Genomic DNA, 14,408 nt, shown 5'->3' on the forward strand with positions numbered 1-14,408 from the left:
TATCGCGAGCACGAGGGGAGCAAGTCGGTGGCAATTGAAGTCGTTTCGGCGTCCACGATGACGAGTGACGAGACCACGCACATGGCACGCTGCGTCGGCGGTGACCGCTGGGTGGTCTCCTGGCTTCCGGGTCGCACCCTGACCGGGCGACAGGCGGTGACCGCGATGACGATCGCCTCGACCGTCGCCACCTCGCCCATCCCCAGCACGGCGGAGTGGGCCGTCCTCGACGGCCTGGCCCTGCAGCTGGGCCTGACCGCCAACGAGGCGGTCTTCATGGTGGCGGAGGAGAACCACGACTACCGCAAAACGGCCAAGCCGCGCCGTCGCGTGCTCGACTAGCGGGCCCGCTCCGCGGGGAAGGACGCACCGCCTGCGCGAACACGTGGGCGATCCCATTACCCTGGGAGAGAATGTGACGTCCCCCGAGATCAGGAGCGCGATCGGTGTTCGAATCCCTGTCCGACCGGCTTACCGGTGCCCTCAAGGATCTGCGCGGTAAGGGGCGTCTGTCACCGGCCGACATCGACGCCACCTGCCGCGAGATCCGCCTGGCCCTGCTGGAGGCCGACGTCGCGCTGCCCGTGGTCCGCGGATTCATCGGGCGGATCAAGGAGCGCGCCAAGGGCGCCGAGGTCAGCGCGGCGCTGAACCCGGCGCAGCAGGTCGTGAAGATCGTCAACGAGGAGCTCGTCGGCATCCTCGGCGGCGAGACCAGGCGGCTGAACCTGGCCAAGAACCCGCCGACCGTGGTCATGCTGGCCGGTCTGCAGGGTTCCGGTAAGACCACGCTCGCGGGCAAGCTGGCGAAACTGCTGAAGGGTCAAGGCCACCAGCCGCTGCTGGTGGCGTGTGACCTGCAGCGGCCCGGCGCCGTCACCCAGTTGCAAGTGGTCGGCGAGCGCGCGGGCGTACCCGTCTACGCGCCGCACCCGGGCACGTCCGTCGGTGGTGGAGACAACCCGCTGGGCATCTCGGCCGCCGATCCGGTCAACGTGGCGCGCGGCGGTGTAGAGGAGGCGCGGCAGAGGCAGTACGACGTCGTCATCGTCGACACCGCGGGCCGTCTCGGCATCGACGAGGAGCTCATGCGCCAGGCCGCGGGCATCCGCGACGCCGTGCAACCGGACGAGACCCTGTTCGTGCTCGACGCGATGATCGGCCAGGACGCGGTCAACACCGCCGAGGCGTTCCGCGACGGTGTCGGCTTCACCGGTGTGGTGCTGACCAAGCTCGACGGCGACGCCCGCGGCGGTGCGGCGCTGAGCGTCCGCGAGGTCACCGGTGTGCCGATCCTGTTCGCCTCGACCGGTGAGAAGCTCGAGGACTTCGACGTCTTCCACCCGGACCGCATGGCCAGCCGCATCCTCGGCATGGGTGACGTGCTCACCCTGATCGAGCAGGCCGAACAGGTCTACGACGCCAAGCAGGCCGAGGAGGCCGCCCGCAAGATCGGCAGCGGCGAGCTCACGCTCGAGGACTTCCTCGACCAGATGCTGGCCATCCGCAAGATGGGCCCGATCGGCAACCTGCTCGGCATGCTGCCGGGTGCCGGCCAGATGAAGGACGTGCTCGCCCAGGTCGACGACAAGCAGCTCGACCGCGTGCAGGCGATCATCCGCGGCATGACCCCGGCCGAACGGGCCAACCCGAAGATCATCAACGCCTCCCGCCGCCTGCGCATCGCCAACGGTTCCGGAGTTCAGGTCTCCGAGGTCAACCAGCTGGTCGACCGCTTCTTCGAGGCCAAGAAGATGATGGCGATGATGGGCCGCCAGATGGGCCTGCCCGGCTCCCGCCGCGGCAACGCGAAGAAGGGCAAGAAGGGGAAGAAAGGCGGGCGCGGCCCGACGCCGCCGAAGGTGCGTGGCGGCTTCCCGGGGATGGGCGGCATGCCCGGCATGCCCGCCGGGATGCCCGACCTGTCCGACATGCCCGCCGGTCTCGACCAGTTGCCGCCCGGCTTGGAAGGCTTCGATCTGAGCAAGCTGAAGTTCCCCAAGAAGTAGGACACGCACTGGTTCGCGGCTCGACCCACGACGGCACCGCGGGCAGCGGCCTCGCTCGACGAGCGTCGCTGTCCGCACCGTGTCCGCGCGAATGACCGATTCCGGAATCGGACACTAGGTTGGAAGCAACCGACAACGTCCTGGAGGTTGCTGTGCATCTGCGCGGTGTGGTTCTGCCCGAAGACGAGCTGCGCGACCTCTGGGTGCGCGACGGCTTGGTGTCGTTCGAGCCCGTGCCCGGAGCCGAAACGTTCTGCGGCACGGGATGGATCGTGCCCGGCCTCGTCGACGCGCACTGTCACGTCGGGATCCGGTACGGCGGGGGTCACGAGGACCGTGCGGGCGCGATCGCACAAGCCGAGACCGAGCGCGACGCCGGGGCGCTGCTGCTGCGCGACGCGGGCTCGCCGATCGATACCCGCTTCATCGACGATCACGACGAGCTGCCGCGCATCATCCGCGCGGGCCGCCACATCGCCCGCCCGAAGCGCTACATTCGCGAACTGGGCATCGAACTCGACGACGAACGCGACCTGCCGCAGATCGTCGCCGAGCAGGCTCGCCTCGGCGACGGCTGGGTGAAGATCGTCGGCGATTGGATCGACCGCTCCGTCGGCGACCTGCGCCCGCTGTGGAGCGACACGATCCTGAAAGAGGCCATCGACGCCGCGCATGCCAACGGCGCCCGGGTCACCGCCCACGTCTTCGGGGAGGACGCGCTACCCGGCCTGATCAACGCCGGTATCGATTGCCTCGAGCACGGCACCGGCCTCACCGACGAGACCATCGAGATGATGGTCGAGCACGGCACCGCCTTGGTCCCCACCCTGGTGAACATCGACACCTTCCCTGGCATCGCCGACAGCGCGGGCAAGTTCCCGGTCTACGCCGCGCACATGCGCGACCTGCACCGGCGGGTGCACGGCACAGTCGCCGCCGCGCACGAGGCGGGCGTGCCGATCTTCGCGGGCACCGACGCGGGCGGCTCCATCCGCCACGGGCGCATCGCCGACGAGATCGCGGCGCTCGCCGCCGCGGGCCTGTCCCGGCACGACGCGCTCGGCGCGGCCTCCTGGAATGCGCGCGACTGGCTCGGGCGGCCCGGCATCGAACCCGGCGCGCCGGCGGATTTCGTTGTCTACGAGCAGGACCCGCGCATCCACCCGGAAACGCTCACTACCCCCTACGCCGTCGTCCTGGGCGGGCGGGTGTACGGCGGACGCGGTCCGGTCACCGGGCATCGATAACTCGTCACCGCGGCTCACCCGCGCGTTCGCGAACGCGGCGTAAGGTCGGATTCCGTGACGATTCGCCTCGGATATCAGATGCCCAACTTCAGCTACGGCAAGTCGGTGCGCGAGCTGTTCCCCACGGTTGTCGCGCAGGCCAGGGAGGCCGAAGCCGCAGGTTTCGACACGGCCTTCGTCATGGACCACTTCTATCAACTGCCCGGCATCGGCACGCCCGACGAGCCGATGCTCGAGGCGTACACCGCGCTCGGCGGCCTGGCCACGGCGACGGAGCGAATCCAGTTGTCGGCGTTGGTCACCGGCAACACCTACCGCAACCCGGCCATGCTCGCCAAGACCGTCACCACGCTCGACGTGGCCAGCGGCGGCCGCGCGGTGCGCTCGGCATCGGCGCGGGCTGGTTCGAACTCGAGCACCGCTCCCTCGGGTACGAATTCGGCACGTTCACCGACCGCTTCGAGCGGCTCGACGAGGCGCTGCACATCATCCAGCCGATGCTGCGCGGCGAGCGGCCCACCTTCGAGGGCAAGTGGTACCGGGTCGAGAACGCCATGAACGAGCCGCGCGTGCGCGACGACCTGCCGATTCTGCTCGGCGGCAGCGGCGAGAGGAAGACCTTCGGCCTGGCCGCCCGCTTCGCCGACCATCTCAACATCATCTGCAACGCCTCCGAACTGCCGCGCAAGATCGAGGCGCTGCGAGCGCGTTGCGCCGAGGCCGGCCGGGATCCGCAGACTCTGGAGACCAGCTACCTGTGCTTCGTGATGATGGACGAGGACGGTGATCTGGTGCGCAAGCAGCAGCGGGATTATCTGAGCCGCATGGGTATCGACCTGTCGGCGCTCTCGGACGCCGAGCGAGCGCAGAGCCCGGCCGACCGCCAGTTCGTCGGCACCCCGGACGATGTTGCCGAACAGCTGCGGACCCGCGTTCTCGACCACGGCGTCGACGGCCTGATCATCAATATGGTGTTCAACGGGCACGAACCGGGAGCGGTCGAGCTCGCCGGGCGCACTCTTGCTCCGCTGGTGCGCTGACGAGCGCGAACCGGGCGCGAATAGCATTGGCGCTGGATACAATCGGCCGATGATAGCCCCTCCGTGGCGCGCGTCGTACGGTGTCGACGCGCCGTCGGTGCTGCTGTTGCTGGGAGTTCTCGCGGTCGGGTATCTCGCCGCCGCCCTGGTGGTGGCGCTGTTCCAGCAACTGCGTCCGAGTCTGCTGCTGCTGTTGATCGGCGTCGTGCTGGCCGCGCAGTTCGGGTTGTTCCTGCACGCGACCCGCCGGGGCAAGTTCCAGGTCTGGGCGGGCCTGCTCGACGATCTGGACCTGCGCGGCGACGAACGACTACTGGACATGGGGTGCGGCCGCGGGGCGGTGTTGCTGGCCGCGGCGCGCCGCCTGCCCGCCGGGCGCGCCGTGGGCCTGGATCTGTGGTGCTCGGCCGACAACTGCGGCAACACCCCGGCCACCGCCGAGCAGAACGCGCTCGCGGAGAACGTCGCCGACCGGATCGAGCTGCACACCGGCGACATGACCCGCATGCCGTTCCCGGACGACGCCTTCGACGTCGTCGTCTCCAGCCTGGCCATCCACAACATCCGGACCGCCGAGGGCCGCGCGGCGGCGGTCCGCGAGGCGTGCCGTGTGCTGCGTCCCGGCGGCAAACTGGTCATCGTCGACATCGGCAAGACCCGGGAATATCGCGCCGTTCTGGCGGCCGACGGCGCGACCGCCCTCACCCTGCGCCCGGTGGGGTGGCGGATGTGGTGGGGCGGTCCTTGGGTGCCCACGCGAGCCCTCACCGCCGTCGCTCCGGGGTAGTGCTGGAGGTGTTACGGCGGGCGGACGCCGCTTCGTGAACGCGGGACGCGATTTCCGACGTGATCGCCCGGTCTGGCACAATGGACCACCGTCCTTCCGGACAAGTGTCAGCCCGTCTCCGGTTCCGTACCGCGCGGCGGTCACACACTCGAAAGCGCAAAACCGGGCTCGCAGACCATGCGGGTCGCCGAATTGCGTCGTGACCAACCAAACGAAAGGCAGATCAGCAGTGGCTGTCCGCATCAAGCTCACCCGCCTGGGCAAGATCCGCAACCCGCAGTACCGCGTCGTCGTCGCCGACGCCCGCACCCGCCGCGACGGCCGGGCCATCGAGTCCATCGGCAAGTACCACCCGAAGGAAGAGCCGTCGCTGATCCAGATCGACTCCGAGCGTGTGCAGTACTGGCTGGGCGTGGGCGCGCAGCCGACCGAGCCGGTCCTGCAGCTGCTGAAGATCACCGGTGACTGGCAGAAGTTCAAGGGCATCGACGGCGCCGAGGGCACCCTGAAGGTCAAGCCGGCCAAGCCGTCGAAGCTGGACCTGTTCAACGCCGCGCTGGCCGCCGCCGACAACGAGCCGGTCGCCGAGGCCGTCACGCCCAAGAAGAAGGGCAAGAAGGACGCCGAAGAGGGCGCCGAGTCCGCTGAGGCCGCCGAGTAATGTCCCCCGCCGCCCATGGACCGGCCCGGACGACGGGTGAGTCGCGTCTCGAGGTGATGGAGCAGTGAGCGCCGTCGTCGCCGATGCCGTCGAGCACTTGGTGCGCGGCATCGTCGCCAATCCCGATGACGTCCGCGTCGAGTTGATCACCGGCCGCCGCGGGCGCACCGTCGAAGTGCACGTTCATCCCGATGACCTGGGCAAAGTGATCGGCCGCGGCGGACGCACCGCGACCGCGCTGCGCACCCTCGTCGCCGGTATCGGCGGCCGGGGCATCCGGGTCGACGTGGTCGACACCGACCAGTAGATGGAACTCGTCGTCGGGCGGGTCGCCAAGTCGCACGGCGTGCGCGGCGAACTCGTCGTCGAGGTGCGCACCGACGAGCCCGAGGCGCGTTTCGCGCCGGGCACCAGGTTGCGCGGCAGGCTGCCGCGAGCGGCGGAGGTCCGCGAATTCACCGTGGAGTCGGCCCGGGAGCACTCGGGCCGGCTTCTGGTGTTCCTGGCCGGCGTGACCGACCGCACCGCATCCGACGCGCTGCGCGGCATGCTGTTCGTGGTCGACAGCGCCGAGCTCCCGCCGTCCGAGGACCCGGACGAGTTCTACGACCACGAGTTGGAGGGGCTGGAGGTTCGGCTCACCGACGGCACGGTGGTCGGGTCCGTGCGCGAAGTGCTGCACTCCGCGGCCGGTGAGCTGCTCGAGGTGCGTGCCGCCGACGACGGGCGAGAGATCCTGATCCCGTTCGTCACCGCCATCGTGCCGACGGTGTCGCTCGCCGAGGGTGTGATCGTGATCGATCCGCCCGAGGGCCTGCTCCACCCGGAATGAGGCGGTGCGGGATCCGCTCACGCGTCGCTCGCCCGGCCGGTGGGACGCGGCCCCGCGGCGAGAGGAGACAGGCATGAAACTCGACGTCGTCACGATCTTCCCGGAATATCTGGAGCCGCTGCGCACGGCGCTGCTCGGTAAGGCGATCGACAAGGGACTGATCTCCCTCACCGTGCACGACCTGCGCCGCTGGACACATGACGTGCACAAATCCGTCGACGACGCCCCCTACGGGGGTGGGCCGGGCATGGTCATGAAGCCGACCGTGTGGGGCGCCGCGCTCGATGAGGTCTGCCCCGACGACGCACTGCTCGTGGTCCCCACCCCGGCCGGCGTGCCGTTCACGCAGTCGACCGCGCACCGCTGGGCCGCCGAGCGGCATCTGGTCTTCGCCTGTGGCCGCTATGAGGGCATCGACCAGCGCGTCTTCGATGACGCCGCCCGCCGCGTGCGGGTGGAGGAGGTCAGCATCGGCGACTACGTGCTGATCGGCGGCGAGGCGGCCGTGCTGGTGATGACCGAGGCCGTGGTCAGGCTGCTGCCGGGCGTGCTCGGCAATCAGCAGTCTCATCAGGAGGATTCGTTCTCCGACGGGCTGCTCGAAGGCCCCAGCTACACCCGCCCGGTTTCCTGGCGCGGCCTCGATGTCCCGCCGATCCTGCTGTCCGGTGACCACGCGAAAGTCGCGGCCTGGCGACGCGAGCAATCCCTCGCCCGCACCCGCGAACGGCGGCCCGACCTGCTCGCGGCGCAGGACGAGGCCGGACCCGGGCGATAGACCGGATTCGCCTCCCGCGCACCCGGGGCCACATACCGGCTCGTAGCCGTGCGGCGCTGGGTGCTGGCCTATCCGGCTCGCTTCGAGTTGGTCTCCGGCGTGTGGACGATCGACTCCGCCGAACTCGCCGTGGCCGCGGATGCGGCGTAGGACGCGTTTGGTGCGGCCCTCCTGCGCGCACTTGGCCCGGCGCCGCCGATCCGGCCGCGGCGGGCCGCCTCGCCGCGGACGGCAAAGGCCACGCCGATGCCGCCGACCTGGTGGACGATCTGCTCGCCTATCTCCGTCCGGCGTCGTGACGGAAACCCGCACGTCTCACGGCAGCAGGCCGTGGCGGCGGGCGGCCACCACCGCCTCGTGCCGGGAATGGGCGTCGAGTTTGACCATCGCGTTGCGCAGATAGCTCTTCACGGTTTCCGCTCCGAGTGAAAGCCGCTGCGCCGCTTCCTGATTGGAGCAACCGAGGGCGATCTGGGAGAGCACGTCGAGTTCGCGGCGGGACAGTTTCGGGCGGTCGGCCTGCGGCTCGCCGGTGAGGACCCGGGTGAGTCGTTCGCACACCGCGTGCAGACGTCCGCGCAACCGGTCGTCATCGGCCGAGCGCGCCATGCCGCGCAGTTCGGCGTGGATGTCGCGCAGCTCCTCGGTGATCGCCGGGGCCGCCACCGGCGACGGCGCGGCCGCCTCCAGCATTCGCAGCCTGCGGTCGACCTCGTCGCGCACGGCGATCTCGGTGGCAAGGCGGCGACCGGCCTGGACGACGAGATCCGCGGTGCGGTCGCCCAGCGGGCTCGCGCCACGCGTCGCGGCGTAGAGCACCGCGCGGGGCTGCCGGTCCACCACTACGGGCACGGCCAGTACGGAGCGGATGCCCTCGCCGACGACCGGCCCGTCGTAGTCATGGGTGATCGAGGAGGCGCGGCGATAGTCCGAGACCGCGGCGGGCCGCCCGGAATCCATCACGCGGCCGCCCAGCCCCGAGGTCCGCACGACGGCCAGGCCACGCAGGCCGTTGGTCAGCGTGCCGACGAATTCCGAGAGCAACAGCGCGTCGCCGTGCACCTCGCCGCCGAATGCCACCGGCACGCCCGCCGTGCTCGCCACCCAGCGGATCTCGGCGCGCAGAGCGTCACTGTCGCGCGGACGCAGCAGAGCGATGTGGGTCACGGGACTCACCCCTTTTCGGGGGTAGTGGGCGGCGGGATGTGACCCACATCCTATTGCACACCCGGGTTGCGCTGGATCACAGAACGAGGAGAACTGAAGATGGGCACCGATCCGAATCAGCGGGTGCGCGAACTGCTGGACTGTTACGACCGTGCCGACGCGTCGGCGGCGGACCTGCTGTGCGACCGGCACCCGGCCGACCGGGTCGCCTTCACGATCGTCGAGGCCGACCTGTCCTCGACCGACCTCACCTACGGTGAGCTGCGCGAACGCTCCGCCCGGTTTGCCGCCGCGCTGGCCGGGCTCGGCGTCGAGCCCGGCGACCGGGTCGCCACGCTGATGGCGAAGTCGGCGGACCTGGTGGTGGCGCTGCTCGGCATCTGGCGTCGCGGCGCGGTGCATGTGCCGCTGTTCACCGCCTTCGCGCCGCCCGCCATCGCCCTGCGGTTGGACGCGAGCCGCACATCGGTCGTCGTCGCGGATGCCGACCAGGCGCCCAAGCTGGCGCCCGGACCGGATCTCCCCGCCGACCCGCCCTGGCGGCTGATCGTCGCGGGCGCCGAGGCCCCCGAGGGCGCACTCCGGTTCGACGCCCTGCTCGACGCCCACTCGGCTGCCCACCCGCACGCCCGCCCGGTCACGGTGGGCGGCGACGGGCTGCTGGTCCAGCTGTTCACCAGCGGAACCACGGGCACGCCCAAAGGCGTCCCGATACCCCTGCGTGCGCTCGCCTCGTTCCACGCCTATCAGGAATTCGCGCTGGACGTCCGGCCCGACGACGTCTTCTGGAACGCCGCCGACCCGGGTTGGGCCTACGGCCTCTACTACGCCATCCTCGGCCCGCTGGCCACCGGTATCCGCAGCATCCTGCTGCACGCCGGTTTCTCCGCCCCGCTCACCTGGCAGGTGCTGGACACCTTCGGCGTCACGAACTTCGCCGCCGCCCCGACGGTCTATCGCGCGTTGCGCGCCGACGGCGCCACGCCGCCCGTGCACTCCCGGCTGCGCCGCGCCTCCTCGGCGGGGGAGCCGCTGACCCCGGAGGTCGTCGCCTGGTCCGTCGAATACCTGGGTGTCGCGGTGCGCGACCACTACGGCCAGACCGAGCACGGCATGGTCATCTGCAACGCCTGGCACGAAGACCTCGACATCGAGACCCCCGCGGGATCGATGGGCCGCTCGTTGCCGGGTTGGACCTGCGCCGTGCTCGCCGACGATGCCGACACCGTGGCCCCGCCAGGGCAATTGGGTCGCGTCGCGATCGACACCGAACGCAGCCCGCTGCTGTGGTTCCTCGGCTACCTCGACGCTCCGGAACGCACCGCGCAGCGTTACACCACCGACGGCCGCTGGTATCTGACCGGCGACGCGGGCTCGCAGGACGCCGACGGCTTCTTCCGTTTCTCCTCCCGCGACGACGACGTGATCATCATGGCGGGCTACCGCATCGGCCCGTTCGAAGTGGAGAGTGTGCTGGTGCTGCACGACCGGGTCGCGGAGGCGGCGGTGGTCGGCATGCCGGACGAATTGCGCGGGGAGGTGCTCGAGGCGTTCGTCGTGCTGCGCGACGGCGCGGAAGGCGGTCCGGAGCTGGAAGCCGAGTTACAGAGCTTGGTGAAGAGGAAGTTCGCCGCGCACGCCTATCCGCGCACGGTCCACTTCGTGGACAGCCTGCCGAAGACGCCCAGTGGCAAGGTGCAGCGGTTCGTGCTGCGGCAGGGCGGTGCCCGATGACCTCGGCCGCCGCGCTGCCCCTGCCCAGTTACGCCTCCGGTGTCTCGGACGTCCCCCTGCTCGGCGACACCATCGGCGGCAATCTCGATCGCACGGTGGCGGCGTTCCCGGATCGGGAAGCGCTGGTGGACCGGCCGAGCGGACGGCGCTGGACCTACCGTGCGCTCGGCGCCGCCGTCGACGCGCTGGCCTGCGGACTCGCCGACCAGGGCATCGGTAAGGGGGACCGGGTCGGCATCTGGGCGCCGAACTGCGCGGAATGGTTCATCGTGCAATACGCCACGGCGAAGATCGGCGCGATCCTGGTCAACATCAACCCGGCCTACCGCACCAGCGAACTGCGATACGTGCTGCGGCAGGCGGGCGTGCGGATGCTCGTCGCGGCCGAGCGGTTCAAGTCCTCGGACTACGTCGCGATGATCGAGCAGGTCCGGCCGGATTGCCCGGCGCTGACCGAGGTGCTCGTGCTGGGCACGCCCGCGTGGGACGCGCTGACGCACACCACGATCGACGCCGATCGGCTCACCACGCTGGCTGCGCGGCTGTCTGCCGACGACCCGATCAACATCCAGTACACCTCGGGCACAACGGGTTTCCCGAAGGGCGCGACGCTCAGTCATCACAACATACTGAACAACGGGTACTTCGTCGGCGAGTTGTGCGGATACACCGAGCAGGACCGGATCTGCGTCCCGACGCCCTTCTACCACTGCTTCGGGATGGTCATGGGCAATCTCGCGAGCACCAGCCACGGTGCGGCCATCGTCATCCCGGTGCCCTCGTTCGATCCGAAGGCGACGCTGGCCGCGGTCGCGGCGGAGCGCTGCACCTCGCTCTACGGCGTGCCGACGATGTTCATCGACATGCTCGCCGAACTGGACACGGCCGCTGTGGATCTGTCCACCCTGCGCACCGGGATCATGGCAGGCTCGCCCTGCCCGGTCGAGGTGATGAAGCGGGTCATCGGCCGGATGGGCATGCGCGAGGTGAGCATCTGCTACGGCATGACCGAGACCTCGCCGGTCAGCACCCAGACCCGGCGCGACGACGGCATCGACCGGCGCACCGCGACGGTCGGCCGGGTCGGGCCGCACCTGGAGGTCAAGATCATCGATCCCGCAACGGGTCTCACGGTGCCGCGCGGCGAGCCCGGTGAGCTGTGCACGCGTGGTTACTCGGTGATGCTCGGGTACTGGGACGATCCGGAGAAGACCGCCGAGGCCATCGATGCCGCCCGCTGGATGCACACCGGCGACATCGGCGTGATGGACGCCGAGGGCTACGTGGCCGTCACCGGCCGGATCAAGGACATGGTCATCCGTGGCGGCGAGAACATCTACCCGCGGGAGATCGAGGAATTCCTCTACACCCATCCCGACATCCTGGACGCGCAGGTGATCGGCGTACCGGACCCGAAGTACGGCGAGGAGCTGATGGCCTGGGTCCGGATGCGCGAGGGCGCAACGCCGTTGGACGCCGCAGCCCTGCGGGAGTTCGCCGCGGGCAAGCTGGCGCACTTCAAGATTCCCCGCTACGTGCACGTGGTCGAGGAATTCCCGATGACGGTGACCGGCAAGATCCGCAAGGCCCGGATGCGGGAGTTGTCCCGGCGGCTGCTCGGACTCGGCGAGGGTTGAGGTGGGGAGGTTCACCTGGGCGTGGACCGCGTGTCAGGCGGCGACTGTAGTGTCTCCGACGTGACGACAGCGCCCGAGACTGCCAGTGCAGAGTCCACACCCGCCGTGCCACGCTCCGACACCGCGGGCCCAGCCAGCGTGAACCGTCGTATCGCGGAGGAACTCGCGGTGCGTGAGCCCCAGGTGCGCGCCGCCGTCGAGCTCCTCGACGCGGGCTCGACGGTGCCGTTCATCGCCCGGTACCGCAAAGAGGTCACCGGCGGACTGGACGACGCGCAGCTGCGCGTGCTCGAGGAACGTCTGCACTACCTGCGTGAACTCGACGAGCGCCGCGCATCGATCATCGAATCGATCCGTGGCCAAGGAAAACTCGACGACGCCCTGCACCGGCAGATCATGCTCGCCGAGACCAAGGCCCGGCTCGAGGACATCTACCTGCCGTACAAGCCGAAGCGGCGTACGAAGGCTCAGATCGCGCGGGAGGCCGGGCACGAGCCGGTGGCCGATGCCCTGATCGAGGATCCGAACACCGATCCGGCGCAGTACACCGCCGAGCAGCTCGACGGCGCGCGCGCCATCTTGGTCGAACGCTTCGCCGAGGACGCCGACCTGGTCGGCGAATTGCGCGAATTGATGTGGAACCGCGGACAGATCACCTCGACCGTGCGGGCGGGCAAGGAGGAAGCGGGCGCGAAGTTCGCCGACTACTTCGAGTTCAGCGAGCCGTTCGACAAGCTGCCCTCGCATCGCATCCTCGCGCTGCTGCGCGGAGAGAAGGAAGAGGTGCTCACACTGCACCTCGAGCCGGACACCGAGGAGCCGCAGCCGGGCGAGCGCACCGTCTACGAGGGCCGCATCGCCACGCGCTTCGGCATCGCCGACCGGGGCCGCCCCGCCGACTCCTGGCTGCTGGACACCGTGCGCTGGGCTTGGCGCACCAAGTTGCAGGTCAGCCTCGGCATCGACACCAGGATGCGCCTGCGGCAGGCCGCGGAGAAGGACGCGGTGGACGTGTTCGCCGCGAACCTGCGCGACCTGCTGCTCGCCGCCCCCGCGGGCACCCGCACGACGATGGGTCTGGACCCGGGCTACCGCACCGGCGTGAAGGTCGCGGTGGTCGACGCCACCGGCAAGGTGGTCGCCACCGAGGTGATCTATCCGCACAAGCCGCAGGGCCAGACCGAGAAGTCGCTGGCGGTGCTCGGCGCGCTGGTCGCACGATTCGGCGTGGAGCTCATCGCCATCGGCAACGGCACCGCCTCGCGCGAGACCGACGCCCTTGCCGCCGAACTGATCTCGCGTATCCCGGAGAACAAGCCCACCAAGATCGTGGTCTCCGAGGCGGGCGCCTCGGTGTACTCCGCCTCGGCCTACGCCTCGCAGGAACTGCCCGACCTGGACGTCTCGCTGCGCGGCGCGGTGTCGATCGCGCGGCGGCTGCAGGACCCGCTGGCCGAACTGGTGAAGATCGATCCGAAATCCATCGGCGTCGGCCAGTACCAGCACGACGTGTCCGAATCGCTGCTGGCCCGCTCGCTGGGCGCGGTGGTCGAGGACGCGGTGAACGCGGTCGGCGTCGACGTGAACACGGCCTCGGTGCCGCTGCTGTCGCGGGTGTCCGGCATCGCCGGGTCGGTGGCCGAGAGCATTGTGGCGCACCGGGACCAGAACGGCCCCTTCCGCAGCAGGACCGCGCTGCTCGACGTCCCGCGCCTCGGCCCGAAGGCGTTCGAGCAGTGCGCGGGCTTCCTGCGCATCCGCGGCGGCGACGATCCGCTGGATACCTCCGCGGTGCACCCGGAGGCGTATCCGGTGGTGCGGCGCATCCTCGAATCCACCGGGCGGGGCATCGCCGAGGTCATCGGCAACACCACGGTCCTGCGCTCGCTGCGCGCCGGCGATTTCACCGACGAGCGCTTCGGTGTCCCGACCGTCACCGACATCATTGCCGAGCTGGAGAAGCCGGGCCGCGACCCGCGTCCGGAGTTCAAGACCGCCGAGTTCGCCGCGGGCGTGGAGAAGGTCGCCGACCTGAAACCGGGCATGGTGCTCGAGGGCGTGGTGACCAACGTGGCCGCGTTCGGCGCGTTCGTCGACGTGGGCGTGCACCAGGACGGTCTGGTGCACGTCTCGGCCATGTCGCACAACTTCGTCAAGGACCCGCGCGAGGTGGTCAAGTCCGGCGACGTGGTCAAGGTCAAGGTGCTCGAGGTGGACGTGGCGCGCCAGCGCATCGGCCTGTCGCTGCGCCTGGACGACGAGCCGGGCGCACCCGCCAAGGGCGGCGACAACCGCCAGCGCGGTCAAGGCGGCCGATCCGATCAGGGCGGGCGATCCGGAGGCGGCGAGCAGCGGCAGCGGCAGAATGGTCAGAACAGGCAGCAGGGTCAGAACCGCAACCAAGGCCAGGGGCGCGGCGGCGGCAACCAGCGCCGGAACGCGCCCGCACCGAGCGGCGCGATGGCGGACGCGCTGCGCAGGGCGGGGTTCGGCCAGTAGTCCGGTGCGCGGGAGGA

At 70.0% G+C, this 14,408-nt stretch carries 12 protein-coding genes and 1 pseudogene; 12 read left to right on the forward strand and 1 reads right to left on the reverse strand.

Annotated features, from left to right (window positions below; translation table 11 throughout):
- Positions 1-27: 27 nt before the first annotated feature.
- The 9 genes and pseudogenes from GVY64_RS03870 to trmD all read left to right on the forward strand — a co-directional run bounded on the left by GVY64_RS03870 (position 28) and on the right by trmD (position 7,354).
- Positions 28-342: a hypothetical protein gene (locus GVY64_RS03870; RefSeq protein WP_236566590.1), complete on the forward strand. Its 315-nt coding sequence runs from the start codon at positions 28-30 to the stop codon at positions 340-342.
- Between the two features lie 104 nt (positions 343-446).
- Positions 447-2,009, forward strand: a complete 1,563-nt coding sequence (gene ffh, locus GVY64_RS03875; RefSeq protein ID WP_159838748.1) for a signal recognition particle protein — start codon at positions 447-449, stop codon at positions 2,007-2,009.
- 152 nt (positions 2,010-2,161) lie between these two features.
- Entirely contained in the window at positions 2,162-3,256 is a 1,095-nt protein-coding gene (locus tag GVY64_RS03880; RefSeq protein WP_159838915.1) for an amidohydrolase family protein, read from the forward strand.
- 54 nt (positions 3,257-3,310) lie between these two features.
- A pseudogene (locus tag GVY64_RS03885) lies at positions 3,311-4,296 on the forward strand (LLM class F420-dependent oxidoreductase).
- A 49-nt stretch (positions 4,297-4,345) separates the two neighbouring features.
- Positions 4,346-5,083 (forward strand): class I SAM-dependent methyltransferase, encoded by a 738-nt coding sequence (locus GVY64_RS03890; RefSeq protein ID WP_159838750.1) that lies wholly within the window; start codon positions 4,346-4,348, stop codon positions 5,081-5,083.
- A 229-nt stretch (positions 5,084-5,312) separates the two neighbouring features.
- A complete protein-coding gene (gene rpsP, locus GVY64_RS03895; protein WP_159838917.1) occupies positions 5,313-5,744 on the forward strand; it encodes a 30S ribosomal protein S16 in 432 nt (143 codons plus the stop codon).
- Between the two features lie 64 nt (positions 5,745-5,808).
- Positions 5,809-6,051, forward strand: coding sequence for an RNA-binding protein (locus GVY64_RS03900; RefSeq protein WP_011210690.1), 243 nt, complete (start codon positions 5,809-5,811; stop codon positions 6,049-6,051).
- Complete coding sequence (gene rimM / locus GVY64_RS03905) at positions 6,052-6,576, forward strand: ribosome maturation factor RimM (RefSeq protein WP_159838752.1); 525 nt, start codon at positions 6,052-6,054, stop codon at positions 6,574-6,576. It abuts the gene before it with no gap.
- Positions 6,577-6,649: 73 nt separating this feature from the next.
- The gene (gene trmD, locus GVY64_RS03910; RefSeq protein WP_159838754.1) at positions 6,650-7,354 is read left to right on the forward strand and encodes a tRNA (guanosine(37)-N1)-methyltransferase TrmD; all 705 of its coding nucleotides are present in this window, start codon (positions 6,650-6,652) and stop codon (positions 7,352-7,354) included.
- 315 nt (positions 7,355-7,669) lie between these two features.
- Here trmD and GVY64_RS03915 read toward each other — a convergent pair whose 3' ends face one another.
- A complete protein-coding gene (locus GVY64_RS03915) occupies positions 7,670-8,521 on the reverse strand; it encodes a helix-turn-helix transcriptional regulator (RefSeq protein ID WP_159838756.1) in 852 nt (283 codons plus the stop codon).
- A 99-nt stretch (positions 8,522-8,620) separates the two neighbouring features.
- Here GVY64_RS03915 and GVY64_RS03920 point away from each other — a divergent pair, with 99 nt between their 5' ends.
- From GVY64_RS03920 to GVY64_RS03930, 3 genes are all read left to right on the forward strand, one after another.
- Positions 8,621-10,255: an AMP-binding protein gene (locus GVY64_RS03920; protein ID WP_159838758.1), complete on the forward strand. Its 1,635-nt coding sequence runs from the start codon at positions 8,621-8,623 to the stop codon at positions 10,253-10,255.
- Entirely contained in the window at positions 10,252-11,892 is a 1,641-nt protein-coding gene (locus tag GVY64_RS03925; RefSeq protein ID WP_159838760.1) for an AMP-binding protein, read from the forward strand. Before GVY64_RS03920 ends, GVY64_RS03925 begins: the two co-directional genes overlap by 4 nt.
- Before the next feature lie 105 nt (positions 11,893-11,997).
- The gene (locus GVY64_RS03930) at positions 11,998-14,391 is read left to right on the forward strand and encodes a Tex family protein (protein ID WP_159838919.1); all 2,394 of its coding nucleotides are present in this window, start codon (positions 11,998-12,000) and stop codon (positions 14,389-14,391) included.
- The last annotated feature ends 17 nt before the right edge of the window (positions 14,392-14,408 follow it).

Origin of the sequence: Nocardia sp. CY41 (assembly GCF_009829325.1) — a bacterium.
Lineage (GTDB): Bacteria > Actinomycetota > Actinomycetes > Mycobacteriales > Mycobacteriaceae > Nocardia.